21 protein-coding genes and 2 pseudogenes are annotated in these 24,480 nt (G+C 67.7%); 18 read left to right on the plus strand and 5 right to left on the minus strand.

Annotated features, from left to right (window positions below):
• Positions 1-13: 13 nt before the first annotated feature.
• A pseudogene (locus G6N20_RS22225) lies at positions 14-277 on the minus strand (PGRS repeat-containing protein); the annotation flags it as partial.
• 1,146 nt (positions 278-1,423) lie between these two features.
• A pseudogene (locus G6N20_RS22230) lies at positions 1,424-1,915 on the minus strand (PE family protein); the annotation flags it as partial.
• A 219-nt stretch (positions 1,916-2,134) separates the two neighbouring features.
• Here G6N20_RS22230 and G6N20_RS11685 point away from each other — a divergent pair.
• From G6N20_RS11685 to G6N20_RS11700, 4 genes are all read left to right on the plus strand, one after another.
• Entirely contained in the window at positions 2,135-2,551 is a 417-nt protein-coding gene (locus tag G6N20_RS11685; protein WP_083048867.1) for a winged helix-turn-helix transcriptional regulator, read from the plus strand.
• Positions 2,552-2,665: 114 nt separating this feature from the next.
• Complete coding sequence (locus G6N20_RS11690; protein ID WP_083048783.1) at positions 2,666-3,571, plus strand: polysaccharide deacetylase family protein; 906 nt, start codon at positions 2,666-2,668, stop codon at positions 3,569-3,571.
• Entirely contained in the window at positions 3,568-3,888 is a 321-nt protein-coding gene (locus G6N20_RS11695) for a Dabb family protein (RefSeq protein ID WP_083048780.1), read from the plus strand. Before G6N20_RS11690 ends, G6N20_RS11695 begins: the two co-directional genes overlap by 4 nt.
• Positions 3,889-3,998: 110 nt before the next feature.
• Positions 3,999-4,400: an Rv3143 family two-component system response regulator gene (locus G6N20_RS11700; protein ID WP_083048864.1), complete on the plus strand. Its 402-nt coding sequence runs from the start codon at positions 3,999-4,001 to the stop codon at positions 4,398-4,400.
• 23 nt (positions 4,401-4,423) lie between these two features.
• On the opposite strand, the gene G6N20_RS11705 is transcribed toward G6N20_RS11700, so the two are convergent.
• Positions 4,424-5,647, minus strand: coding sequence for a PPE family protein (locus G6N20_RS11705; RefSeq protein ID WP_083048777.1), 1,224 nt, complete (start codon positions 5,645-5,647; stop codon positions 4,424-4,426).
• A gap of 357 nt (positions 5,648-6,004) precedes the next feature.
• Here G6N20_RS11705 and G6N20_RS11710 point away from each other — a divergent pair, with 357 nt between their 5' ends.
• The 14 genes from G6N20_RS11710 to nuoN all read left to right on the plus strand — a co-directional run bounded on the left by G6N20_RS11710 (position 6,005) and on the right by nuoN (position 21,506).
• Positions 6,005-6,379 (plus strand): NADH-quinone oxidoreductase subunit A, encoded by a 375-nt coding sequence (locus G6N20_RS11710; protein WP_083048775.1) that lies wholly within the window; start codon positions 6,005-6,007, stop codon positions 6,377-6,379.
• An 8-nt stretch (positions 6,380-6,387) separates the two neighbouring features.
• Complete coding sequence (locus tag G6N20_RS11715) at positions 6,388-6,942, plus strand: NuoB/complex I 20 kDa subunit family protein (RefSeq protein ID WP_083048772.1); 555 nt, start codon at positions 6,388-6,390, stop codon at positions 6,940-6,942.
• The gene (locus tag G6N20_RS11720) at positions 6,939-7,655 is read left to right on the plus strand and encodes an NADH-quinone oxidoreductase subunit C (protein WP_083048769.1); all 717 of its coding nucleotides are present in this window, start codon (positions 6,939-6,941) and stop codon (positions 7,653-7,655) included. Before G6N20_RS11715 ends, G6N20_RS11720 begins: the two co-directional genes overlap by 4 nt.
• Complete coding sequence (nuoD, locus tag G6N20_RS11725; RefSeq protein WP_083048766.1) at positions 7,655-8,977, plus strand: NADH dehydrogenase (quinone) subunit D; 1,323 nt, start codon at positions 7,655-7,657, stop codon at positions 8,975-8,977. The genes G6N20_RS11720 and nuoD overlap by 1 nt, the downstream gene beginning before the upstream one ends.
• The gene (gene nuoE, locus G6N20_RS11730) at positions 8,974-9,735 is read left to right on the plus strand and encodes an NADH-quinone oxidoreductase subunit NuoE (protein WP_083048763.1); all 762 of its coding nucleotides are present in this window, start codon (positions 8,974-8,976) and stop codon (positions 9,733-9,735) included. Before nuoD ends, nuoE begins: the two co-directional genes overlap by 4 nt.
• The gene (nuoF, locus tag G6N20_RS11735; RefSeq protein WP_083048760.1) at positions 9,732-11,060 is read left to right on the plus strand and encodes an NADH-quinone oxidoreductase subunit NuoF; all 1,329 of its coding nucleotides are present in this window, start codon (positions 9,732-9,734) and stop codon (positions 11,058-11,060) included. Before nuoE ends, nuoF begins: the two co-directional genes overlap by 4 nt.
• Before the next feature lie 75 nt (positions 11,061-11,135).
• A complete protein-coding gene (locus G6N20_RS11740) occupies positions 11,136-13,547 on the plus strand; it encodes an NADH-quinone oxidoreductase subunit G (RefSeq protein ID WP_083048757.1) in 2,412 nt (803 codons plus the stop codon).
• On the plus strand, positions 13,544-14,767 hold the full coding sequence (gene nuoH, locus G6N20_RS11745) for an NADH-quinone oxidoreductase subunit NuoH (RefSeq protein ID WP_083048755.1): 1,224 nt from the start codon (positions 13,544-13,546) through the stop codon (positions 14,765-14,767). The genes G6N20_RS11740 and nuoH overlap by 4 nt, the downstream gene beginning before the upstream one ends.
• On the plus strand, positions 14,760-15,386 hold the full coding sequence (nuoI, locus tag G6N20_RS11750) for an NADH-quinone oxidoreductase subunit NuoI (RefSeq protein ID WP_083048752.1): 627 nt from the start codon (positions 14,760-14,762) through the stop codon (positions 15,384-15,386). Before nuoH ends, nuoI begins: the two co-directional genes overlap by 8 nt.
• Complete coding sequence (locus G6N20_RS11755) at positions 15,383-16,159, plus strand: NADH-quinone oxidoreductase subunit J (protein WP_083048749.1); 777 nt, start codon at positions 15,383-15,385, stop codon at positions 16,157-16,159. Before nuoI ends, G6N20_RS11755 begins: the two co-directional genes overlap by 4 nt.
• A complete protein-coding gene (nuoK, locus tag G6N20_RS11760) occupies positions 16,156-16,455 on the plus strand; it encodes an NADH-quinone oxidoreductase subunit NuoK (RefSeq protein WP_007168303.1) in 300 nt (99 codons plus the stop codon). Before G6N20_RS11755 ends, nuoK begins: the two co-directional genes overlap by 4 nt.
• A gap of 10 nt (positions 16,456-16,465) precedes the next feature.
• On the plus strand, positions 16,466-18,352 hold the full coding sequence (nuoL, locus tag G6N20_RS11765) for an NADH-quinone oxidoreductase subunit L (protein ID WP_083048746.1): 1,887 nt from the start codon (positions 16,466-16,468) through the stop codon (positions 18,350-18,352).
• Positions 18,346-19,929 carry an NADH-quinone oxidoreductase subunit M gene (locus G6N20_RS11770; protein ID WP_372516328.1) on the plus strand — a complete coding sequence of 528 codons (1,584 nt, stop codon included), beginning with the start codon at positions 18,346-18,348 and terminating at the stop codon, positions 19,927-19,929. Before nuoL ends, G6N20_RS11770 begins: the two co-directional genes overlap by 7 nt.
• Positions 19,926-21,506, plus strand: a complete 1,581-nt coding sequence (gene nuoN / locus G6N20_RS11775; RefSeq protein ID WP_083048743.1) for an NADH-quinone oxidoreductase subunit NuoN — start codon at positions 19,926-19,928, stop codon at positions 21,504-21,506. Before G6N20_RS11770 ends, nuoN begins: the two co-directional genes overlap by 4 nt.
• A 340-nt stretch (positions 21,507-21,846) precedes the next feature.
• Here nuoN and G6N20_RS11780 read toward each other — a convergent pair whose 3' ends face one another.
• Positions 21,847-23,637: a PPE family protein gene (locus G6N20_RS11780; RefSeq protein ID WP_163662952.1), complete on the minus strand. Its 1,791-nt coding sequence runs from the start codon at positions 23,635-23,637 to the stop codon at positions 21,847-21,849.
• A gap of 229 nt (positions 23,638-23,866) precedes the next feature.
• Positions 23,867-24,418, minus strand: a complete 552-nt coding sequence (locus tag G6N20_RS22235) for a hypothetical protein (protein WP_408632566.1) — start codon at positions 24,416-24,418, stop codon at positions 23,867-23,869.
• Positions 24,419-24,480: the final 62 nt, after the last annotated feature.

The raw sequence follows: 24,480 nt of genomic DNA on the forward strand, positions 1-24,480 counted from the left end.
AGCCCGGCAAACCCGCCACACCGTTCCCGCCGTTCCCGCCGGCCCCGCCGTTGCCGAACAGCCACCCGCCGGCTCCGCCGGCGCCGCCGGCCGCACCGGCTCCGCCGGCTCCGCCGTTGCCGCCGTTGCCGATCAGCCCGGCGGCGCCGCCGGCACCGCCGGGCTGCCCGCCCGCGCCGGGCGCGCCGTTGCCGCCGTTGCCGTACAGCCACCCGCCCGGCCCGCCGGCCTGCCCCGGCGACGTTCCGTCGGCACCGTTGCCGATCAGCGGGCGTCCGAAGAACTCCGGGGGCGCCCCGCCGGAGAGCCGCCCGCCGGCACCGGCGACGCCGCCCAGCCCGTCGGCCCCCCGGTACGCGTAGGGCCCGCCGGCCCCGCCGGCCCCGCCCACGCCACCGACGCCGCCGGCACCGATCAGCTGGGCCGCTCCGCCGTTGCCTCCGGTACCGCCGTTGCCGCCGGTTCCCGCGAAGAACGCGCTGTCGCCACCGGCGCCACCCGCGCCGCCGGCCCCGCCGTTGCCATACAGCCACCCGGCGGTACCACCGGCACCGCCGGTGCCGCCGGTGCCGCCGTATTCCACGTTGCCCCACGGTCGGCCGCTGGTGCCCGGTGCCGGGGCTCCGCCGGCCCCACCTGGCCCGCCGGCCCCGCCGTTGCCGATCAGCCACCCGCCATGCCCGCCGGGCCCGCCGGCCCCGCCGCTGATGCTGCCGAAGGCTCCGCTTTGCCCACCGGCCCCACCAGCACCACCGGCCGCGCCGTCACCGAACAACCCGGCGGAACCACCGGCGCCGCCGGTGCCACCGCTGCCGCCCCAGGAACCGAGGTTGGGCCCGCTGTTCCCGCCCGCCCCGCCATCACCGCCGACCCCGCCGTTGCCGAACAGCCAGCCGCCGGTCCCGCCGCCGCCACCGCTGCCGCCCATGCCGGCGATGCCGACGAATCCGCCATAGCCGCCCGCCCCGCCGGCCCCGCCGGGCCCGCCGTTGCCGAACAGGCCGGCGGCGCCACCATTGCCGCCGGTGCCGCCGCCACCGGCGCCGCCCCAGGAGCTGTACGTGCTGGCGTTGCCGTCCCCGCCGACCCCGCCTTGCCCGCCGGCCCCGCCGTTGCCGTGCAGCCAGCCCCCGGCCCCGCCGGTGCCGCCATTGCCGCCCAGGCCGCCGTAGCCGGCCGAGCGAAAGTTGACGAAATCCTCCCAGCCGCCGATCCCGCCGGCCCCTCCGGCCCCACCGACCCCACCGGTGCCCCACCACCCGGCGGCGCCACCCGCCCCACCGTTGCCACCGTTACCGCCGTTAAAGCCCGCCAAGCCCGCCGCGCCGGTCCCGCCCGCCCCGCCGGCCCCGCCGTTGCCGAGCAACCACCCACCATGTCCGCCGGCCCCGCCGGCCGCGCCGAGCCCGCCGACGCCGCCGGCCCCGCCGTTGCCGAACAACCCGGCGTTACCGCCGCGGCCGCCGGCCTGCCCGGGCGCACCGGCCGCGCCGTTGCCGCCGTTACCCCAGAGCCACCCGCCGTCACCGCCGGCCAGCCCGGGCGCGGCGCCGTGGGCGCCGTCGCCGACCAACCCGCGCCCGGTCAACGCCAGCGCGGGCGCGTTGACCGCATCGAGCAGACCCCGCTCGACGTTGGCCAGCTCGCTGGCGGCATACGAGTTCGCGGCGGCCCGCAGGGTCTGCACCAGCCGATCGTGAAACGTCGCCGCCTGCGCGCTGAGCTGCTGATAGCCGTCGGCGTAGGCGCCGAACATCGCCGCAACCGCCGCCGACACCTGGTCAGCGCCCGGGGCCAACAACCCCGTCGTCGGAGCCGCGGCCGCCGCCGCGGCCACCCGCAGCCCCGACCCGATACCGGCCAAGTCCGCAGCCGCCGCAGCCAACGCCTCCGGCGCCACCACCACAAACGACATCGCGCGTCCCTCCTGGCCTGCGACCCGCCGTCATCCGATGCCGCCAGATTAGGAACCAGGCGCCGGTATCTTCAACGAAACCGACTGGCAGCAGCGATGATTGAACGACCCGGCCACTGGTAGGGCGCCTGGATGATCATGGCGGAAGAGCCGCGAAAAGGCCGGCGGCGGTCGAGGCCCAGGCGTATGCTCAGCGCAGTCGAGCTGAAAGACAACGCTATGGGTAGGCAGGCAAAACCGAAGGCGTACGACATCATGGCGCCGACGTGTCCAAGTCGGGTGATCCTCAACAGGATCGGTGCTCGTTGGACGATTTTCGTGGTGGTCGCGCTCGCCGAGCGTCCCAAGCGCTTTGGCGAGTTGAAGACACATATCCGTGGCATCACGTCCAAGGCGTTGACCGAGACGTTGCGCGCCATGGCACGCGACGGGCTCATCCAGCGCACCGAATATGAGGGTCAACCCCCCGCCGTCGAGTATGCGCTTACCGCGCTCGGGCGCTCGTTGCTGGTCCCGTTGGCCGCGGTTCGGCAGTGGGCCGAAAACCACGTGCCCGAAGTGCTGGACGCAAACCTGCGTGCCGATGAAAGCGACTTTGCAGCCGACGTTTTCGTCGACGACACCATTTCCCCCTAACCCCTGGCGACAAAGCCTAATCCTGGCTGCTCACAAGCGGTTTCGTTGAAGATACCCGCCTTGGCTTCCTACCCTGAGGCGCATCGTGTGACCATTCACCACAGAGAAGGAACCATGTCGCAGCCAAACTCATTCTGGCCAAACGCCGCACGCCTGGCCGTCACGGTATCGATGCAGTTCGAGGCCGGCGGCCAACCCATCAGCGGCGCCGGCGGTCCCATCACCGAACCAATCCTGCAGGGCTATCCCGACCTGGGCCAAAACTCGTTCTACGAATACGGCGCCCGCGAGGGTGTGCCCCGGATCCTCGACCTGATGGACAAGCACGACATTAAGATGTCGTCGTTCATGATCGGCGACGCGGTGCGCCGCCATCCGCAGGTGGCCGCCGAAATCGTGCGGCGCGGTCACGAAGCCGGTGCCCACGGCCGCAGCTGGCAGCGCCAGTACCACCTCGATCGCGACGCCGAAAAAGTGTGGATCGCCGACAGCGTACAGGCGATCGAGGAAGTCACCGGCTTTCGGCCCGTCGGCTACAACAACTATTGGATCCGGCCGAGCATCAACACGTTGGAGATCCTTCAGGAACTCGGATTCACCTACCATATCGACGATCTGTCCGCCGACGAGCCATTCCTGCAACGCATCAACGGCCAGCCGTTTGCCACCGTGCCCTATTCGGTGCACCTAAACGACATCGCCAGCTTCGACTTTCCCGGATTCTCGCCCGCCGACTACGAACAACAACTCGTCGACGAGTTCGACCAACTCTACGAGGAGGGTGCACACCGGCGCCGGATGATGGTCATCGGTCTACACGAACGCCTTTCGGGCCACGCGTCGCGGGTGCGGGTGCTCGACCGGGTGCTGACCCGGCTGCGCGAACACGACGACGTGTGGTGGGCGCGCAAGGACGAAATCGCGTCCTGGACATTGGCCAATCCGGATACCGCGGCTTGGGTAGACCGCGATCCGGCCCCAATCAGCGGATTGCCCGGCCGCAGCGGCGATGGCCGATGATCCAGCACGTGGTGTTGATCAACTTCCGTCACGGAGTTCCCGAGACGACGCGGCAGCAGTGCGTCGCACGACTTCGCGAGCTGGCCAACCTGATACCGGGACTGTCGAACTGGCGGGTCGGCACCAACCTGACCACCATGACCCGGGCCTGGGACCTGGCGCTGGTGGGTGAGTTCGACACCCTTGACGACATGACGGCCTACCGCGACCATCCGGCGCACCGCGACGCACAGGAGTTCGTCGACGCCTACGCCGCCGAGACGATCGGCGTCGACTTCGACCCGGTCACACCGGTCGACCGCCAGTTCGCCGGGTAGGCACACGGCCACTTCCGATACCGGCTCGGTCTGCCCAGCGGGGTGGCGGCTTCCCCGAAACACCCGCCGCGTGGGAAAGGCTGCCGGTGCGGGCCAGTACCATCTGCACCGTGTCCGCCTCCACTGCCCCGCTGCGGATCCTCGTCTACAGCGACAACGCCAACACCCGCCAACAGGTGATGCAGGCGCTGGGCAAACGGCTGCACCCAGACCTGCCGGAGTTGACCTACGTGGAGGTGGCGACGGGGCCGATGGTGATACGGCAGATGGACCGGGGTGGCATCGACGTGGCCATCCTCGACGGGGAGGCGACACCGACTGGAGGCATGGGAATCGCCAAGCAGCTGAAAGACGAACTGAAGACGTGCCCGCCGATCGTGGTGCTCACCGGCCGCCCGGACGATGCCTGGCTGGCCAGTTGGTCGCGAGCCGAAGCCGCCGTGCCGCATCCCGTCGACCCCATCGCGCTGGGCCGCACGGTGCTCGGGCTGCTGCGCGCACCGGCTCGCTAGCTTCGGCGAACGTGGGCGAGCGGTTAGCCGCCCCGCATTTGAATCCCCGGTTCTTGCATGGCCCGTCGCAACTGCCCCGCTTCCGGCCTGAGGGAAGGCGCCTGTTCTTCCCCCGCCGACTCGGTCTCCGCGGCCTGCTGATCCTCGGTTGCACCTGACCGCAGCGCCGACTCCGGAATTCCAGAACCCGTGCGTTGTGCCGTCCGCGGTGATGCCGGAGCCGCCTTGGCCGCAACTTCCGGGTCCGCCGTGGGCAATACCCCCACTCGTGGAACCGGCGCCTCGGCTTCCGCGGCTTCCGTAGGTGGCGGAGCCGGTGGTTCCGGCGCCCGGATTGGCGCCGTGGTGGTTGTAGCGCCCGCGTGTGTGCTGCCGGACCCGATCTGACCGCCGCCGACACCTAGGAGCGGGACCGGGACGCCGACGATCCCCGGGCTCACCACGCCGGTGTTGGCACTGGTAGTGCTGGAACCGACGATGTTTGCGGTGCCAACATCACCGCTGCCGACGTTCCCCGGACGTGCCAGGCCAACGGCCGGATCACCGGGCGCGAACCCAGCGCCGGCGGTCCCACCTCCGACGTATGCTGTGCCCCCTCCGTCGGCGGTTGCGCTGCCGGCACCCCCGCCGGCCGCACCGATGTTCTCCTGGCCACTGCCGGCGCTGGTGTCAGCGGAGCCGCTCGTGCCGCCGCCGGCCAAGGCGCCACCGGCCAGACCCGGAAGTCTTTGCAGCAAGGTCCGCCACGGCACCACCTGCGCGGCCACCGCCGACACCCCGGAGTAGTACCCGGACATGGCGGCCACGTCCGCGGCCCACATCTCTTCGTACATGGCCTCAGCGGCCGCTATCGCCGGCGCGTTCTGGCCGAACAAATTCGACAGCACCAGCTGCACGAACGCGTTGCGGTTAGCCGAAACCGCCGACGGAAGCACCGTCGCCGCCTGCGCCGCCTCGAACATGCTGGCCACGGCGCGCGCCTGTCCCGCGGCCCCGGCTGACTGAGCCGCCGCCGCGGCCAGCCACCCCGCATACGGCGCCGCCGCGGCCGCCATCGCCGCCGCCGCCGGGCCCTGCCACGCCTGACTCGCCAACCCGGCCGTCACCGAGGCAAAGGATTGCGCCGCGGCCCCCAATTCGTCGGCAAGCCCATCCCAAGCCGCCGCGGCTTGCAACATCGGCGCGGCACCCGCCCCGACGAACATTCGCAAAGAGTTGATCTCCGGGGGTAGCACGAAGAAACTCACGGCCCTACAGTCCCAGATCGTCTGGCAGTCTCACACCGACATCGGCCAAGCCCTGCGATTGCTGTACGGCTACCAAGAGTAACAACCAGTGCTCCCGATCGGCTGGTCAACCCCGGCATCGATCGAATGCCGCCGCGACGGTCAGCGATCAGGCCTGCGCCGGGCCCAACCGTGGGTCGGCACCGCGCGGCCGCTAATCCCCGGGTGTCGCCCGGCCTGACCCCCGGGCACGTGCCCCAGCGGCCGCGCGACTATGTTGAAGGTCATTGTGACGGGCCACCAGCCCGGTCCGTCACGACAGCCCCGCCACCGCCTGGCCGCTGCGCCGGCGGCCCGTACGACGGATCAGGGAGCGAGTTGAACGCCTACATACCCATCTTGGTTCTGGCGGCGCTGGCCGCCGCCTTTGCAGTGGTGTCGGTCGTGATCGCAAGCCTGGTCGGCCCGTCCCGCTTCAACCGGTCAAAGCAAGCGGCCTACGAATGTGGAATCGAGCCGGCCAGCCCAGCCAGCGGTCCGCATGCCACCACCGGGCAGCGATTCCCGATCAAGTACTACCTCACCGCCATGTTGTTCATCGTCTTCGACATCGAAATCGTGTTCCTCTACCCGTGGGCGGTCAGCTACGACTCACTGGGCACGTTCGCGCTCGTCGAAATGGCGATCTTCATGCTCACGGTGTTCGTGGCCTACGCGTACGTCTGGCGCCGCGGGGGCCTGACGTGGGATTGAGGTAGGGCGTGGGCCTGGAAGAACAGCTGCCCGGCGGGATCCTGCTGTCGACGGTGGAGAAAGTGGCGGGGTATGTCCGCAAGAGCTCACTGTGGCCGGCCACATTCGGGTTGGCCTGCTGCGCAATCGAGATGATGGCGACGGCGGGCCCACGGTTCGACATCGCACGGTTCGGGATGGAGCGGTTCTCGGCGACGCCACGACAGGCCGACCTGATGATCGTCGCGGGCCGGGTGAGCCAGAAAATGGCGCCGGTGCTGCGCCAGATCTATGACCAGATGGCCGAACCGAAATGGGTGCTGGCGATGGGTGTGTGCGCCTCGTCGGGCGGAATGTTCAACAACTACGCCATCGTCCAGGGCGTTGACCACGTCGTTCCCGTCGACATCTACCTGCCCGGCTGCCCGCCCCGGCCCGAGATGCTGTTGCACGCAATCCTGCGGCTGCACGAGAAGATTCAGGAAATGCCGTTGGGGGTCAACCGGGAGCGTGCCATCGCCGAAGCCGAGCAGGCGGCGTTGGCGGCCCGGCCCACGATCGAGCTGCGCGGGCTGCTGCGATGAGCTCCCCAACTCCAGACCCGCAGCAACCGGTAGGCCGCCCCGCCTACTCCAGCGAAGAGGTTGTCGACGTGCGCCGCGGCATGTTCGGCGTTTCCGGCACCGGCGACACCTCCGGGTACGGACGGCTGGTCCGCCAGGTCGCGCTCCCGGGCGACAGCCCCCGCCCGTACGGCGGCTACTTCGACGACATCGTCGACCGGTTGGCCGAGGCGCTGCGGCACGACGGCGTCGAATTCGACGACGCGATTGAGAAGGTCGTGGTCTACCGCGACGAACTGACCCTGCACGTCCGTCGGGACCTGCTACCGCGGGTGGCTCAATGTCTGCGCGATGAACCGGAGTTGCGCTTCGAACTGTGCCTAGGCGTCAGCGGGGTGCACTACCCGCACGAGACCGGTCGCGAACTGCACGCCGTCTACCCGCTGCAGTCGATCACACATGGCCGTCGGCTGCGGCTGGAAGTGTGCGCACCCGACAGTGATCCGCACATCCCTTCGCTGTTTTCGGTTTACCCGACCAATGACTGGCACGAGCGGGAAACCTACGACTTCTTCGGGATCATCTTCGACGGCCATCCGTCGCTGACCAGAATCGAGATGCCCGACGACTGGCAGGGCCATCCGCAGCGCAAGGACTACCCACTGGGCGGCATCCCGGTCGAATACAAGGGCGCGCAGATACCCCCGCCCGACGAGCGCAGGGGCTACAACTGATGACCGCGATTACCGACTCGGCCGGCGGCCCCGGGGAAACCGTCCTGGTCGTTGGTGGACAGGACTGGGACCAGATCGTCGACGCCGCCCGCAAAGCGGATCCCGGTGAGCGCATCGTGGTCAACATGGGTCCCCAGCACCCGTCCACCCACGGGGTGTTGCGGTTGATCCTGGAGATCGAGGGCGAAACGATCACCGAGGCCCGGTGCGGAATCGGCTACCTGCACACCGGAATCGAGAAGAACCTCGAATACCGGTACTGGACCCAGGGCGTCACCTTCGTCACCCGAATGGATTACCTGTCACCGTTTTTCAACGAGACCGCCTACTGCCTGGGCGTGGAGAAGCTGCTCGGCATCACCGAGCAGATACCGGAGCGGGTCAACGTCATCCGGGTGCTGATGATGGAGCTCAACCGGATCTCCTCGCATCTGGTCGCCCTGGCGACCGGCGGCATGGAATTGGGTGCGATGACGGCGATGTTCATCGGCTTCCGGGCACGCGAGATCATCCTCTGCCTGTTCGAGTCCATCACCGGTCTGCGGATGAACCACGCCTACATCCGGCCCGGCGGGGTGGCGCAGGACTTACCGCCCAACGCGGCCAGCGAGATCGCGGAAGCCATCAAGAAGCTGAAGCAGCCCTTGCGCGAAATGGGGGACCTGCTCAACGAAAATGCGATCTGGAAGGCCCGCACCGAAAACATCGGGTACCTGGATCTTGCCGGATGCATGGCGCTGGGCATCACCGGCCCGATCCTGCGCTCCACCGGGTTGCCCCACGACCTGCGCAAAAGCGAACCCTACTGCGGATACGAAAACTACGAATTCGACGTGATCACCGATGACCGCTGTGATGCCTACGGGCGCTACATCATTCGCGTCAAAGAGATGTGGGAGTCATTGAAGATCGTGGAGCAGTGTCTGGACAAGTTGCGGCCGGGCCCGACGATGATCGAGGACCGCAAGCTGGCCTGGCCGGCCGATCTGGCGATAGGCCCCGACGGCCTGGGCAACTCGCCGCAGCACATCGCCAAGATCATGGGCAGCTCCATGGAGGCATTGATCCATCACTTCAAGCTGGTGACCGAGGGCATCCGCGTTCCCGCCGGCCAGGTGTACGTGGCGGTGGAATCGCCCCGCGGTGAGCTTGGCGTGCACATGGTCAGCGACGGCGGCACCCGCCCCTATCGGGTGCACTTCCGCGACCCGTCCTTCACCAACCTGCAGTCGGTGGCCGCGATGTGTGAAGGCGGAATGGTCGCCGACCTGATCGCCGCGGTCGCCAGCATCGATCCCGTCATGGGAGGGGTGGACCGATGACGACCGGCCCGCAAGGCGAGCGCGTCTTCATCCGGCTCGGCCCGCCACCGGACGAGCCCAACCAGTTCGCCACCGACGCGGCCCCGCGGTGCTATCCGCCGGAGGTGCGGGCGCGGCTGGAGGTCGACGCCAAGGAGATCATCGGCCGCTATCCCGACAAGCGCTCGGCGCTGTTGCCGTTGCTGCACCTGGTGCAGGGCGAGGACTCCTACCTGACGCCGGCGGGTTTGGCGTTCTGCGCCGATCAGCTGGGATTGACCGGGGCCGAGGTGTCGGCGGTGGCCAGCTTCTACACCATGTACCGCCGTCGCCCCACCGGTGAATACCTGGTCGGCGTCTGCACCAACACGCTGTGCGCGGTGATGGGCGGCGACGCCATCTTCGATAGCCTCACCGAGCATCTCGGTGTCGGCCACGACGAAACCACCCCCGATGGGGCGATCACCCTGCAACACATCGAATGCAACGCCGCCTGCGACTACGCACCCGTGGTGATGGTCAACTGGGAATTCTTCGACAACCAGACTTGCGAGTCGGCGCGCGCGCTCGCCGACTCGCTGCGCGCCGGCAAGCCGCTGGCGCCCACCCGCGGCGCCCCGTTGTGCGGCTTCCGCCAGACCGCGCGCATCCTGGCTGGCCTGCCCGACCAGCGTCCCGACGGGGGCCAGGGTGGCCCGGGCGCGGCCACCGTGGCCGGGCTGCGGGTTGCGCACGAAAACGACATGCAAGCACCGCCACCGCCGGGGGCGGGCCAGTGACCACCCAGGCCACCCTGCTGACCCCGGTGTTGAGCCGCTACTGGGACGACCCTCAGTCGTGGACCCTGGCGACCTATCAACGCCACGGCGGCTATTCCGCGCTGACGAAGGCCCTGGCGATGCGGCCCGACGAGGTGATCGCGACCGTCAAGGACTCCGGCCTGCGCGGCCGCGGCGGCGCGGGCTTCGCCACCGGCACCAAGTGGTCGTTCATCCCGCAAGGCGACACCGGCGCGGCCGCCAAGCCGCACTACCTGGTGGTCAACGCCGACGAGTCGGAACCCGGGACGTGCAAAGACATTCCGCTGATGCTGGCGACGCCGCACGCGCTCATCGAGGGCGTCGTCATCGCCGCCTACGCGATCCGCGCCCACCACGCGTTCATCTACGTGCGCGGTGAGGTGCTGCCGGTGCTGCGCCGGCTGCAGAACGCGGTGGCCGAGGCCTACGCCGCCGGCTTCCTCGGCCGCAACATCGGCGGATCCGGCTTTCACCTGGAGCTGGTGGTGCATGCCGGGGCGGGCGCCTACATCTGCGGTGAGGAAACCGCGCTGCTCGACTCGCTGGAGGGCCGGCGCGGCCAGCCGCGGCTGCGGCCCCCCTTTCCCGCGGTGGCTGGTCTCTACGGCTGCCCCACGGTGATCAACAACGTCGAAACCATCGCCAGCGTGCCGTCGATCATCCTCAACGGCGTCGACTGGTTCCGGTCGATGGGCAGCGAGAAATCACCCGGCTTCACGCTGTATTCGCTGTCCGGGCACATCACCCGCCCCGGCCAGTACGAGGCCCCGCTGGGCATCACGTTGCGCGAGCTGCTCGACTACGCCGGCGGTGTGCGCGCCGGACACCGGTTGAAGTTCTGGACCCCGGGCGGGTCGTCGACCCCGCTGCTCACCGACGAGCACCTCGATGTGCCGCTGGACTACGAGGGTGTGGCCCAAGCCGGCTCGATGCTGGGGACCAAGGCGCTGGAGATCTTCGACGAGACCACCTGCGTGGTGCGCGCGGTGCGCCGCTGGACCGAGTTCTACAAGCACGAATCCTGCGGGAAATGCACGCCGTGCCGGGAGGGCACCTTCTGGCTGGACAAGATCTACCAACGGCTGGAAACCGGGCGAGGTACCCACGAGGACCTCGACAAGCTGCTGGATATCTCCGACTCCATCCTGGGAAAGTCGTTCTGCGCGTTGGGCGACGGCGCCGCCAGCCCGGTGATGTCGTCGATCAAGCACTTCCGCGACGAGTACGTCGCGCACGTCGAAGGAGGAGGTTGCCCGTTCGACCCCCGGGAATCGATGCTGACGCCGAACGGAGTGAATGCGTGACCGCGCCGGCGACGATGCAGAGAACAGGAGCGATGTGGGGCACCTCCCGCTTGCGGGGGAGAGGAGCGGCGCTCGATGACTAAGCCAGCCGACGCCGAAACCCGCGTGGCCCAGCCACAGCTGGTGACCCTGACCATCGACGGCGCCGAAATCAGCGTTCCCAAGGGCACGCTGGTGATTCGCGCCGCCGAGCTGATGGGCATCCAGATCCCGAGATTCTGCGACCACCCGCTGCTGGAGCCCGTCGGCGCCTGCCGGCAATGCCTGGTCGAGGTCGAGGGGCAACGCAAGCCGCTGGCGTCGTGCACCACCGTGGCCACCGACAACATGGTGGTGCGCACCCAACTCACCTCGGAGATCGCCGACAAAGCCCAGCACGGTGTGATGGAACTGCTGCTGATCAACCATCCGCTGGATTGCCCGATGTGCGACAAGGGCGGCGAATGCCCGTTGCAGAACCAGGCGATGTCCAACGGCCGCACGGATTCTCGCTTCACCGACGCCAAACGCACCTTCGCCAAGCCGATCAACATCTCCTCGCAGGTGCTGCTGGATCGCGAGCGCTGCATCCTGTGCGCGCGGTGCACCCGGTTCTCCGACCAGATCGCCGGGGATCCGTTCATCGAGATGCAGGAGCGGGGCGCCTTGCAGCAGGTCGGCATCTCCGTCGACCAACCGTTTGACTCCTATTTCTCCGGCAACACGGTGCAGATCTGCCCGGTGGGTGCGCTGACCGGGACCGCCTACCGGTTCCGGGCGCGTCCGTTCGACCTGGTGTCCAGCCCCAGCGTCTGCGAGCACTGCGCGTCGGGCTGTGCGCAGCGCACCGACCATCGCCGCGGTAAGGTGCTGCGCCGGCTTGCCGGTGACGACCCGGAAGTCAACGAGGAGTGGAACTGCGACAAGGGCCGGTGGGCCTTCGCCTACGCGACCCAGCCGGACGTGATCACCACACCGCTGATCCGCGACGCCGACGGCGCGCTGGTGCCCGCCTCGTGGTCGCACGCCATGGTGGCGGCCGCGCAGGGACTGCAGTCCGCCCGCGGCCGCGCGGGGGTTCTGGTCGGCGGCCGGGTGACCTGGGAAGACGCCTACGCGTATGCCAAGTTCGCCCGAATCACGTTGGACACCAACGATATCGACTTTCGCGCCCGGCCGCATTCGGCCGAGGAGGCCGACTTTCTGGCGGCCCGCATCGCGGGGCGGCCAGTCACCGTCAGCTATTCGGATCTGGAATCGGCACCGGTGGTGTTGCTCGTCGGGTTCGAGCCGGAAGACGAGTCGCCGATCGTGTTCCTGCGGTTGCGCAAGGCCGCCCGCAAACACGGGGTGCCGGTGTACGCGATCGCCCCGTTTGCCACTCGCGGCCTGCGGAAGATGTCGGGGCGGTTGATCAAAACCGTTCCTGGAGCCGAGCCCTCGACGCTGGACGGGCTGGCCACCGGTGAGGTGGGTGATCTGCTGGCGACGCCGGGCGCGGTGATCATGGTCGGGGAACGCTTGGCCACCGTACCCGGTGGATTGTCCGCGGCGGCGCGGCTGGCCGACACCACCGGCGCCCGGTTGGCGTGGGTGCCGCGACGGGCCGGCGAACGCGGCGCGCTGGAAGCCGGCGCGCTGCCGGCACTGCTGCCCGGTGGCCGTCCGCTGGCCGACGACACCGCCCGCGCGCAGGTGTGCACGGCCTGGCATGTCGCCGAATTGCCCACGACCGCCGGCCGGGACGCCGACGGCATGCTGGCCGCCGCTGCCGACGGAACCCTGGCAGCGTTGCTGGTCGGCGGCGTCGAACCGGCCGACTTCGCCGATCCCGACGCGGTGCTGGCCGCGCTGGACGCCGCCGGTTTCGTGGTCAGCCTGGAACTGCGGCACAGCGCCGTTACCGAGCGCGCCGACGTGGTGTTTCCGGTCGCGCCGACCACCCAGAAGGCCGGCGCGTTCGTCAACTGGGAGGGCCGCTACCGCGGCTTCGAACCCGCGCTGCACGGCAGCACCCAGCAAGCGGGCCAGTCGGATCACCGGGTGCTCGACGCGCTGGCCGCCGAAATGGGGGTCTACCTGGGATTGGCCACCGTCGAGGCGGCTCGCGAGGAGCTTGCCGCGCTGGGCGCCTGGCACGGCAAACACGCGTCCACCCCCCACGTCACGGCCCCCGGACCCGGCCATCCCGGGAAGGGTGAGGCGATACTGGCCGGCTGGCGGCTGCTGCTGGACGGCGGCCGCCTGCAGGATGGCGAACCGCATCTGGCCGGCACCGCACGCAAACCGGTGGTGCGGCTGTCGGCCGATACCGCGGCCGAGATCGGCGCCGAGGACGGCGACGCGGTCACGGTCAGCACGCCGCGCGGCTCGATCACCCTGCCGCTGACGGTCACCGACATGCCCGACCGGGTGGTGTGGCTGCCGCTGAACTCACCGGGTTCGGCGGTGCACCAAGAGCTCGGCGCGACGATCGGCAGCGTCGTCCACATCGGAGTGGGCTCATGACCCCCTTCGGACACGATCCCTGGTGGCTGGTGGGGGCCAAGACCCTCGCGATATTCGTGTTCCTCATGCTGACGGTGTTGGTGGCCATCATCGCCGAGCGCAAGCTGCTGGGCCGGATGCAGCTGCGGCCCGGTCCCAACCGGGTGGGGCCGAAAGGGGCCCTGCAAAGCCTGGCCGACGGGATCAAGCTGGCGCTCAAGGAGAGCATCACCCCCGGCGGCATCGACAAGTTCGTGTACTTCTTGGCGCCGATCATCTCGGTGATTCCGGCGTTTACCGCGTTCGCGTTCATCCCGTTCGGTCCGGAGGTGTCGGTGTTCGGCCACCGCACACCGCTGCAGCTGACCGATCTGCCGGTCGCGGTGCTGTTCATCCTGGCGATGTCGGCGATCGGGGTGTACGGCATCGTGTTGGGCGGTTGGGCGTCCGGGTCCACCTACCCGCTGCTGGGCGGGGTGCGTTCGACCGCCCAAGTCATCTCCTATGAGGTGGCGATGGGGCTGTCCTTCGCGACGGTGTTCCTCTACGCCGGCAGCATGTCCACGTCGCAGATCATCGAGGCGCAAGACCGGGTCTGGTACGTCTTCTTGTTGCTGCCGTCGTTCCTCACCTACCTCGTCTCGATGGTGGGCGAGACCAACCGGGCGCCGTTCGACCTGCCCGAAGCCGAGGGCGAGCTGGTCGCGGGTTTTCACACCGAATACTCGTCGCTGAAGTTCGCGATGTTCATGCTCGCCGAATACGTGAACATGACGACGGTTTCGGCGTTGGCCGCCACCATGTTCCTGGGCGGCTGGCGGGCTCCCTGGCCGCTGAACATGTGGGCCGGGGCCAACACCGGGTGGTGGCCGCTGCTGTGGTTCGTTGCCAAGGTGTGGGGTTTTCTGTTCTTCTATTTCTGGCTGCGCGCCACCCTGCCCCGGCTGCGTTACGACCAGTTCATGGCGCTGGGCTGGAAATTGCTGATCCCGGTCTCGCTGGTGTGGATCATGATCGCGGCGGTCCTTCGCTCACTGCGCAACCAGGGCTACCCGCATTGGACCGTGGCGCTGGTGATCAGCAGCACCGTCGTCGGCGCCGTGCTGGTGGCCACGCTGCGCAAGCCGATCAGCGCGCCCGCACCGCGGCGCCGTCCGCAGCGTGCCGAGCAGCGTGAAACGCCTGAACCGGTATTCCCGACGCCGCCGCTGCCGGCGAGCAAGGAGGACGCGCGTGGCTAACCCTGATCGTCCGGCTCTCCCCCGCAAGCGGGCGGTCCCCCCACCTCGGGCCGTTTCCGGCCCGCATCGTCGCCGGACCAAGTTCTTGGACGCGGTGGCCGGATTCGGCGTCACGTTCGCATCGATGTTCAAAAAAACGGTCACCGAGGAGTATCCGGAGAAGCCGGGCCCGGTGGCGCCGCGCTACCACGGCCGTCACCAACTCAACCGGTACCCGGACGGCCTGGAGAAATGCATCGGCTGCGAGTTGTGCGCCTGGGCCTGCCCGGCCGATGCGATCTATGTCGAGGGCGCAGACAACACCGACGAGCAGCGGTTTTCGCCGGGCGAACGTTACGGCCGGGTGTACCAGATCAACTATCTACGCTGCATCGGTTGCGGTCTGTGCGTCGAGGCCTGCCCCACCCGCGCGCTGACGATGACCAACGACTACGAGATGGCCGACGACAACCGCGCGGACCTGATCTACGAGAAGGACCGGTTGCTGGCCCCGCTGCTGCCCGGGATGACCCCGCCGCCGCATCCGCGAGCCGCCGGTGCCACCGATAAGGACTACTACCTGGGCAACGTGACCGCCGAGGGCCTCCGCGAAAGCCGCACCGCGGGAGGTGCGCGGTGATCGCGGCATTGGCCTCAGACACCATCGTGCGCACCTCCACGGGCGAAGCGGTCACCTTTTGGGTGCTGGGCACGGTCGCGCTGTTCGGCGCGCTCGGCGTGGTGCTGGCCGTCAACGCCGTCTACTCGGCGATGTATCTGGCGCTGACGATGATCATCCTGGCGGTGTTCTACCTGGTGCAGGACGCGCTGTTTCTCGGTGTCGTGCAGGTCGTCGTCTACACCGGCGCGGTGATGATGCTGTTCCTGTTCGTGCTGATGCTGATCGGCGTGGACTCGGCCGAATCCCTGAAGGAAACCCTGCGCGGTCAGCGGGTCGCCGCGGTGGTCACCGGTGTCGGGTTCGGCATGCTTTTGGTTGCGGCGATCGGCAATGTGGCCATCGGCGGCTTCGCCGGACTGACCGCCGCCAACGCCGGCGGCAATGTGGAGGGGTTGGCGGCCTTGATCTTCTCCCGCTATCTGTGGGCGTTCGAGTTGACCAGCGCGCTGCTGATCACCGCGGCGGTCGGGGCGATGATCCTGGCCCACCGCGAGCGGTTCGAGCGCCGCAAGACACAGCGGGAGCTTTCCCAGGAGCGCTTCCGTCCGGGCGCACACCCCACCCCGCTGCCCAACCCGGGTGTGTACGCGCGTCACAACGCGGTCGACGTCGCCGCGCTGCTGCCCGACGGCTCCTACTCGGCGTTGTCGGTCCCCCCGATACTGCGGACCCGCGGGGCGGACGGCCTGCAGACGCCCTCGCCCGAAGCCATCAAAGGCGGTGCGTCATGAATCCGGCCAACTACCTGTACCTTTCGGCGCTGCTGTTCACCATCGGGGCCTCCGGCGTGCTGCTGCGGCGCAACGCGATCGTGATGTTCATGTGCGTGGAGCTGATGCTCAACGCCGTCAACCTGGCGTTCGTCACCTTCGCGCGGATGCACGGTCATCTCGACGGACAGATGATCGCGTTCTTCACCATGGTGGTGGCCGCCTGCGAGGTCGTCGTCGGCTTGGCCATCATCATGACGATTTTCCGTGCCCGCAAATCGGCGTCGGTGGACGACGCGAATCTACTCAAAGGCTAAGAACGCCAAGATGACTCACTACACCTGGCTGCTCGTGGCGCTGCCGCTGGCGGGCGCCGCGGTGCTGCTGTTCGGCGGCAGACGCACCGACGCATTCGGCCACTGGCTGGGCTGCGCCGCGGCCCTCGCGCCTTTCGCCGTGGGCACGACGCTGCTCGCCGAGCTGCTCGGCCGGGGCGCGCAGGACCGGGTGATCCGCCAGACGGTGTTCAGCTGGATGCCCGTCGGCGGGCTGCACGTCGACTTCGGGTTGCAGATCGACCAGCTGTCGATGTGCTTCGTGTTGCTGATCACCGGGGTTGGCTCGCTGATCCACATCTACTCGGTCGCCTACATGGCCGAAGATCCGGACCGCCGCAGGTTTTTCGGCTACCTCAACCTGTTTTTGGCCGCGATGCTGCTGCTGGTGGTGGCCGACAACTACGTGTTGCTCTACGTCGGCTGGGAAGGTGTGGGCCTGGCGTCGTATCTGCTGATCGGTTTCTGGTACCACAAGCCGTCGGCGGCCACGGCGGCCAAGAAGGCGTTCGTGATGAACCGGGTCGGCGACGCCGGCCTGGCGCTGGGTATGTTCGTGATGTTCAGCACCTTCGGCAGCCTGTCCTTCGCCGAGGTGTTCGCCGGCGCGCCCGCGGCCGGCCGGGGTGTGTTGACCGCGATCGGGTTGCTGCTGCTGCTGGGTGCGTGCGCCAAGTCCGCGCAGGTTCCGCTGCAGGCGTGGTTGGGCGACGCGATGGAAGGCCCCACGCCGGTGTCCGCGCTGATCCACGCCGCCACCATGGTGACCGCCGGCGTGTATCTGATCGTGCGATCCAATCCGCTGTACAACCTGGCCCCGGACGCGCAGTTGGCCGTGGTCGTCGTCGGCGCCGCCACGTTGCTGCTCGGGGCGTTCATCGGCTGCGCCAAGGACGACATCAAGCGAGCGCTGGCGGCCTCCACGATGAGCCAGATCGGCTACATGGTGCTGGCCGCGGGCCTGGGCCCGGCCGGCTACGCGTTCGCGATCATGCATCTGCTCACGCACGGCTTCTTCAAGGCCGGGTTGTTCCTCGGCTCCGGCGCGGTGATCCACGCGATGGACGGCGAGCAGGACATGCGCCGCTACGGCGGCCTGCGCGCGGCCCTGCCGATCACCTTCGTCACCTTCGGGCTGGCGTATCTGGCGATCATCGGTGTGCCGCCGTTCGCGGGCTTTTTCTCCAAGGACGCCATCATCGAGGCGGCGCTGGCAGCTGGCGGCAGCCGGGGTTACCTGCTGGGCGGGGCGGCGCTGTTGGGCGCTGGGATCACCGCGTTCTACATGACCCGGGTGATGCTGATGACTTTCTCCGGCGAAAAGCGTTGGGCCCCAGGTTCGCATCCGCACGAGGCGCCGGCACTGATGACGTGGCCGATGATCCTGCTGGCCGTTGGTTCGGTGTTGTCGGGAGGCCTGTTCGCGGTCGGCGACACCTTGCAGCGCTGGCTCGAGCCGGTGGTCGGGGCGCACGAGGAAACCGCTCATGCGTTCCCGGCCTGGGTTGCCACCACGCTGGCGTTGAGCGTGGTCGCCGTCGGTATCGCGGTGGCCTACCGGATGTACGGCGTTGCGCCCATCCCAAGGGTGGCCCCGGTTCAGGTCTCGGCGCTGACGACGGCGGCACGCGCCGACGCCTACGGCGATGCGTTCAACGAGGAGGTGTTCATGCGCCCTGGCGCGCAACTGACCAACGCGGTGGTCGCGGTCGACAACGCGGGGGTGGACGGCTCGGTCAACGCGCTGGCGGCTTTGGTGAGTTCGACGTCGAACCGCCTGCGGCGACTGCAAACCGGCTTCGCCCGCAACTACGCGTTGTCGATGCTGGTCGGCGCGGCCCTGGTGGTCGCGGCGCTGTTGGCGGTGAACCTGTGGTGAACTTCAACGTGCCGTGGCTGAGCGTGCTGTGGCTGGTGCCGCTGGCGGGGTCGGTGCTGATCATCCTGCTGCGCCCTCGGTGGCGCCAGCTCGCCAAGTGGACGGGCCTGGCGGTCAGCGTCTTGACGTTGGCGGTGTCGATCGTCATCGCGACCGGCTTCCAACCCGGCGGAGAGCGCTACCAATTCGTCGAAAAGCACTCGTGGATACCGGCTTTCGGCGCCGGCTACACCCTGGGGGTGGACGGCATCGCGATGGTGCTGGTGCTGCTGACCACGGTCCTGGTTCCGCTGCTGCTGGTGGCCGGCTGGAACGACGGAGGTGGCGAACGCACCCGGGGGGTACACGCCTACGTCGCGCTGACGCTGGCCATCGAGTCGATGGTGCTGGTCTCGGTGATCGCGTTGGATGTGTTGCTGTTCTACGTGTTCTTCGAGGCCATGCTCATCCCGATGTACTTCCTCATCGGCGGCTTCGGCCAGGGTCCCGGGCGGTCGCGCGCCGCGGTGAAGTTCTTGCTGTACAACCTGTTCGGCGGGCTGATCATGCTGGCGGCGGTGATCGGGTTGTATGTGGTCACCGCACGGCACGGTGCCGGCACCTTCGACTTCCGCGACATCGTGGCCGGCGTGCAGGCGGGCCGCTACGGCACCGACCCGACGGTGTTCAAGGCGCTGTTCGGTGGGTTCATGTTCGCGTTCGCCGTCAAGGCCCCGCTGTGGCCGTTTCACCGTTGGTTGCCGGACGCCGCGGTCGAATCCACGCCCGCGACCGCGGTGTTGATGATGGCGGTCATGGACAAGGTCGGCACCTTCGGCATGCTGCGCTACTGCCTGCAGCTATTTCCTGACGCCTCAACGTATTTCCGTCCGCTGGTCGTCACGTTGGCCATCATCGGAGTGGTCTACGGCGCGATCGTGGCCATCGGTCAAACCGACATGATGCGCCTGATCGCCTACACCTCGATCTCGCACTTCGGGTTCATCATCGCGGGCATCTTCGTCATGACCACGCCGGGGCAGAGCGGGTCGACGCTCTACATGCTCAACCATGGGCTGTCGACGGCGGCGGTGTTCCTGATCGCCGGCTTCCTGATCGCCCGGCGCGGCAGCCGGGCGATCGCCGACTACGGCGGCGTGCAGAAGGTGGCCCCGGTGCTGGCCGGTACCTTCATGGTGGCGGCCATGGCCACCCTGTCGCTGCCCGGCCTGGCGCCGTTTATCAGCGAATTCCTGGTTCTGCTAGGCACTTTCAACCGCTACTGGCTGGCGGCGGCCTTCGGTGTGAGCGCGCTGGTGCTCTCGGCGATCTACATGCTGTGGCTCTACCAGCGCGTGATGACCGGGCCGGTGGCCAAAGGCAACGAACGCATCGGTGACCTGGTGGGTCGCGAGATGGTCGTGGTGGCACCGCTGATCGCGCTGCTGCTCGTGCTGGGCCTCTACCCCAAACCGGTGCTCGACCTGATCAACCCGGCCGTCGAGCACACGATGACCACCATCGGCCAGCACGATCCCGCGCCCCGCGTGCCCTTGGGTGCGGGCGCACCCCGGACAGCCGAAGGACCGCGCCCATGATCCTGCCCACCCCCAGCGTGGAGTATTTCCTGCTGTGCCCGATGCTCATCGTCTTCGCGGTCGCGGTGCTCGGCGTCGTGTTGGAGGCGTTCCTGCCGCGCCGGTGGCGATACGGCGCCCAGGTGACCCTCGCCCTCGGCGGATCGGTGGCCGCTTTCATCGCGGTCGTCGTGGTGGCCACGTCGATTCCGGCGTCCGGTCGCCGCGCGGTGCTCGGATCGATAGCCGTGGACCGGCCGACGTTGTTCCTGCAAGGCACCCTGTTGCTGGTGGCCGTGATGGCGGTCGTCTTCATGGCCGAGCGCAGCGCCCGCGGCCGGGTTGGCGCCTTGAGCACGGTCGGCGCCGGGCACGGGCTGGATGCCTTCACCCCCCAGGCCTCGGCGGTCCCCGGCAGCGAGGCCGAGCGCGAGGCCGAACGGGCCGGTGCATCCCAGACCGAACTCTTCCCGCTCGCCATGCTCGCCGTCGGCGGCATGATGGTGTTCCCCGCCTCCAACGACCTGCTGACGATGTTCGTCGCGCTGGAGGTGTTGTCGCTGCCGCTGTATTTGATGTGCGGGCTGGCCCGGCACCGCCGCCTGCTGTCGCAGGAATCGGCGATGAAGTACTTTCTGCTGGGCGCGTTCTCGTCGGCGTTTTTCCTCTACGGTGTGGCGTTGCTGTACGGCGCCACCGGCACCCTGACCCTGAGCGGCATCCGGGATTCGCTGTCGGCCCACGGCGACACCTCGCTGGCGTTGGTCGGGGTGGCGCTGCTGTCGGTGGGCCTGCTGTTCAAGGTCGGGGCGGTCCCGTTTCACTCCTGGATTCCCGACGTCTACCAGGGCGCACCCACGCCGATCACCGGGTTCATGGCCGCGGCCACCAAGGTGGCGGCGTTCGGTGCGCTGCTGCGCGTGGTCGACGTGGCGCTGCCGCCGCTGCACGATCGGTGGCGGCCGGTGCTGTGGGCGATCGCGATCCTGACCATGGCGGTGGGCACCATCACCGCGGTGAACCAGACCGACGTCAAACGGATGCTGGCCTACTCGTCGGTGGCGCACGTTGGCTTCATCCTCACCGGTGTGATCGCCGACAACCCCGCGGGCCTGTCGGCGACGTTGTTTTATCTGGTCGCCTACAGCTTTTCCACGGTGGGCGCCTTCGCCATCGTGGGTCTGATCCGCAACCCCGACGGGGTCGAGGACGCCGACCTGTCCCACTGGGCCGGGCTAGGTCAGCGCTCACCCATCGTGGGCGTCATGCTGTCGATGTTTCTCCTGGCCTTCGCCGGCATCCCGCTCACGAGTGGATTCATCAGCAAATTCGCGGTGTTCAACGCCGCCGCGTCGGGCGGCGCGGTGCCGCTGGTCGTCATCGGTGTGATCGCGAGCGGGGTGGCCGCCTATTTCTACGTCCGGGTGATCGTGTTGATGTTCTTCACCGAGGGCTCCGCCGACACCCCGCAGGTGATGGCACCCGGTGTGCTCAGCAAGGCCGCCATCGCGGTGTGCGCCGCCGTCACCGTTGTGCTGGGCATCGTTCCACAGCCGGTGCTCGATCTGGCCGAGCGCGCCGCGCAACTGGTGCACTGACTCGATTGCTCCGCTTCGCTAAGGCTAAGTGGTCAGGCTCGTAAGTTCGTCGGGGTCGGAACCAGGGTGGCCCCGCGTGTCGCGGCTTTTGGCGAGCCGGTGGGCAAGGTGGACGTTCCCTGTTGCCTCGCCCGCCTCACGCGTTCCGGTGCGGCAGGCATATGCGATGTGCCCGCCTACGAGCGGCAACCGTGGCTGTCGCTTGGAGGCGGGCACTTTGTATGCCGGCGGTACCGGGTACACGTGGGGCAGATGAGGAAGGTGCGACGCCTGGAGCGGCCTGTCAGAACGCCGAGACCCCCAACGAACTTACGAGCGAGACCACTAAGCTGCGGCTAAGCTACGGCTGGCCGAAGAACCCCGACTGTTCGTCGCCCTTGTTAAAGCCGCCCGAGCTATTTGTGCCCGAGTTTGCGATGCCTGTGTTCAGGTTGCCCGAATTTCCAAAGCCGATGTTCTGGATGCCCGTGTTTCCGAAACCGACGGTGCCCGAACCCACGTTATTAATACCGACGTTGAAACCGGCGACACTGGTGTTATTGATACCCACTTGAACGTCGCCCGTATTTCCGAAGCCTGCGGACGAATTTCCCGAGTTAAAGAAGCCCGAGGTATTGGTGCCGTTGTTGCCGAAGCCCGAGCTTGCTACAGATTGGTCGACCGAGCTGCCAAAACCCGTGTTGAAGTTCCCGGAGCTGAAGGCGCCCGTGTTGATCAATCCCGAGTTGCCCCAGCCCGTGTTGACCACACCTGAGTTCCCGAAGCCCATGTTTACGGAGCCGGCGTTCCCGACACCGAAGTTCTCCGTGCCCGCATTCCCGAAGCCGACGTTGTACAAGCCCGTATTCCCGAACCCCACGTTGTAGGAACCCATGTTTCCGGAGCCCATGTTGTGAGTCCCGGCGTTTCCCGAGCCCGTGTTGTGGTTGCCCGCGTTCCAGAAGCCGGTGTTGACGCCGCCCCCGTTCGAGAAGCCAAAGTTGCCGTCGCCCGAGTTAAAAAAGCCCACATTGTTGTTGCCGGAATTGAAGAAGCCAAAGTTATTGTTGCCTGAGTTCCCGAACCCGATATTCCCGATGCCTGTGTTCAGCGCGCCGATGCCGACCTGGTTGTCGCCGGTGAGCCCGAAGCCCACGTTGTTATTGCCCAGGTTCCCGAAGCCAACGTTCCCCTGGCCGCGGTTGCCGAAACCCACGTTGTCTGAGCCATGGTTTCCGCTGCCCAAGTTGAAGGAGCCGAGGTTCCCGCTGCCGAAGTTAAAGCTACCGATATTACCGCTGCCTAGGTTTCCGTTCCCGGCATTGCCATTGCCGATGTTTCCGTTGCCCAAGTTCCCACTGCCCAGGTTGATCCTGCCCGAGTTTCCGCTGCCCAGGTTTGTACTGCCGCTGTTACCGTTACCGAAATTAGTGTTACCGACGTTTCCACTGCCCAGGTTGGCATTGCCGATGTTTCCGTTGCCCAAGTTTGCGTTGCCATTGTTTCCACTGCCCAAGTTGGTGTCGCCGGTATTTCCACTGCCCAGGTTGTTATTGCCGGTGTTCCCGATGCCCAGGTTCCCCACGCCGGTATTGCCTAGGACCGAAGCGACCTGACCCAACCCCGGCAACCCCTGCAGCAACTGCTGCCAGGACGGCAACGCCGCCGCCGCCGCCGACGCCCCACCGTGATAGCCCACCATCGCGGCCACATCGGCGGCCCACATCTGCTCATACAGCGCCTCAGCGGCCGCAATCGCCGGCGCGTTCTGCCCAAACAGATTCGTCAACACCAACCGCACCAACGCATTCCGATTGGCCGCCACCACCACCGGCGGAACCGTCGCCGCCCGCGCGGCCTCAAACGCAGCCGCCACCGCCTTGGCCTGCGCCGCCGCCCCCGCTGCCCGCGCCGCCGCCGCGCTCAACCACCCCGCATACGGCGCCGCCGCCGCCGCCATCGCCGCCGCCGCCGGCCCCTGCCACGCCTGACCGGCCAACCCCGAGGTCACCGACGCAAACGACGACGCCGCCAACCCCAACTCATCAGCCAACCCACCCCAGGCCGCCGCCGCCGTCAACATCGGCGCCGACCCCGCACCGGTAAACATCCGCAACGAATTAACCTCCGGCGGCAACACCGAGTAATTCACGAGCGCAAATCCTTTCACTGAGACCACCACAGGCCCACCCGCACCAAGACCCGCTCGCGTACCTTGACTCAGGAAATCGGCCTCATCACGCGACCTGCCCCGCAAACGTTAATTGACTCCCCGCCGAAGATCCGCGGTTCCGCAAAACCCGCTGCACCATCTGCAACAACGACAACCCGGCGGCGACCGCTCACCGATGCGACGGAGCACCCCCCAAGCGAGGGCGAAACTAGGGCCGGCCGAAGAAGCCCGCCTGGTTATCGCCCTGGTTGAAGCCACCCGAGCTATTGTCGCCGGAGTTCGAGAATCCGGAGTTGAAATCGCCCGTATGCCCGACGCCGGACCCAAACGTGCCCGAGTTATTAATGCCCGTCATGAACGAGCCGGTGTTGCCGAAGCCCGTATTGATGAAGCCCGTGTTATTGAAGCCCACGAGCCCGATGCCCATATTCCGGAAGCCCGAGGTCACGTCGCCAATCGTGTCGACGTTCTGGAAACCAGAGACACCGCCAAAAACACCCCCATTGGTGTTATAGAAGCCCGAGACGTTGGTGCCGGTGTTGCCGAAGCCCGACACCGTACCGGGCTGGTCGACCGCGCTGCCAATGCCGGTGTTCACATCCCCCGCATTGAACAGGCCGGTGTTGAGATCACCAGAGTTCCCGAAGCCGGTGTTCAGGCTGCCGGAGTTGAACGAGCCGGTGTTTCCGCCGAACCCGACGGCCGCGCCACCGGCGTTGAAATCACCGGTGTTGCTGTTGCCCGCGTTCCCGGAACCCATGTTGTTACTACCGGCGTTGCCGATACCCACGTTCTCGAAGCCGCCGTTGCTGAACCCGAAGT

This window comes from Mycobacterium shinjukuense (assembly GCF_010730055.1).
Classification (GTDB): Bacteria; Actinomycetota; Actinomycetes; order Mycobacteriales; family Mycobacteriaceae; genus Mycobacterium; species Mycobacterium shinjukuense.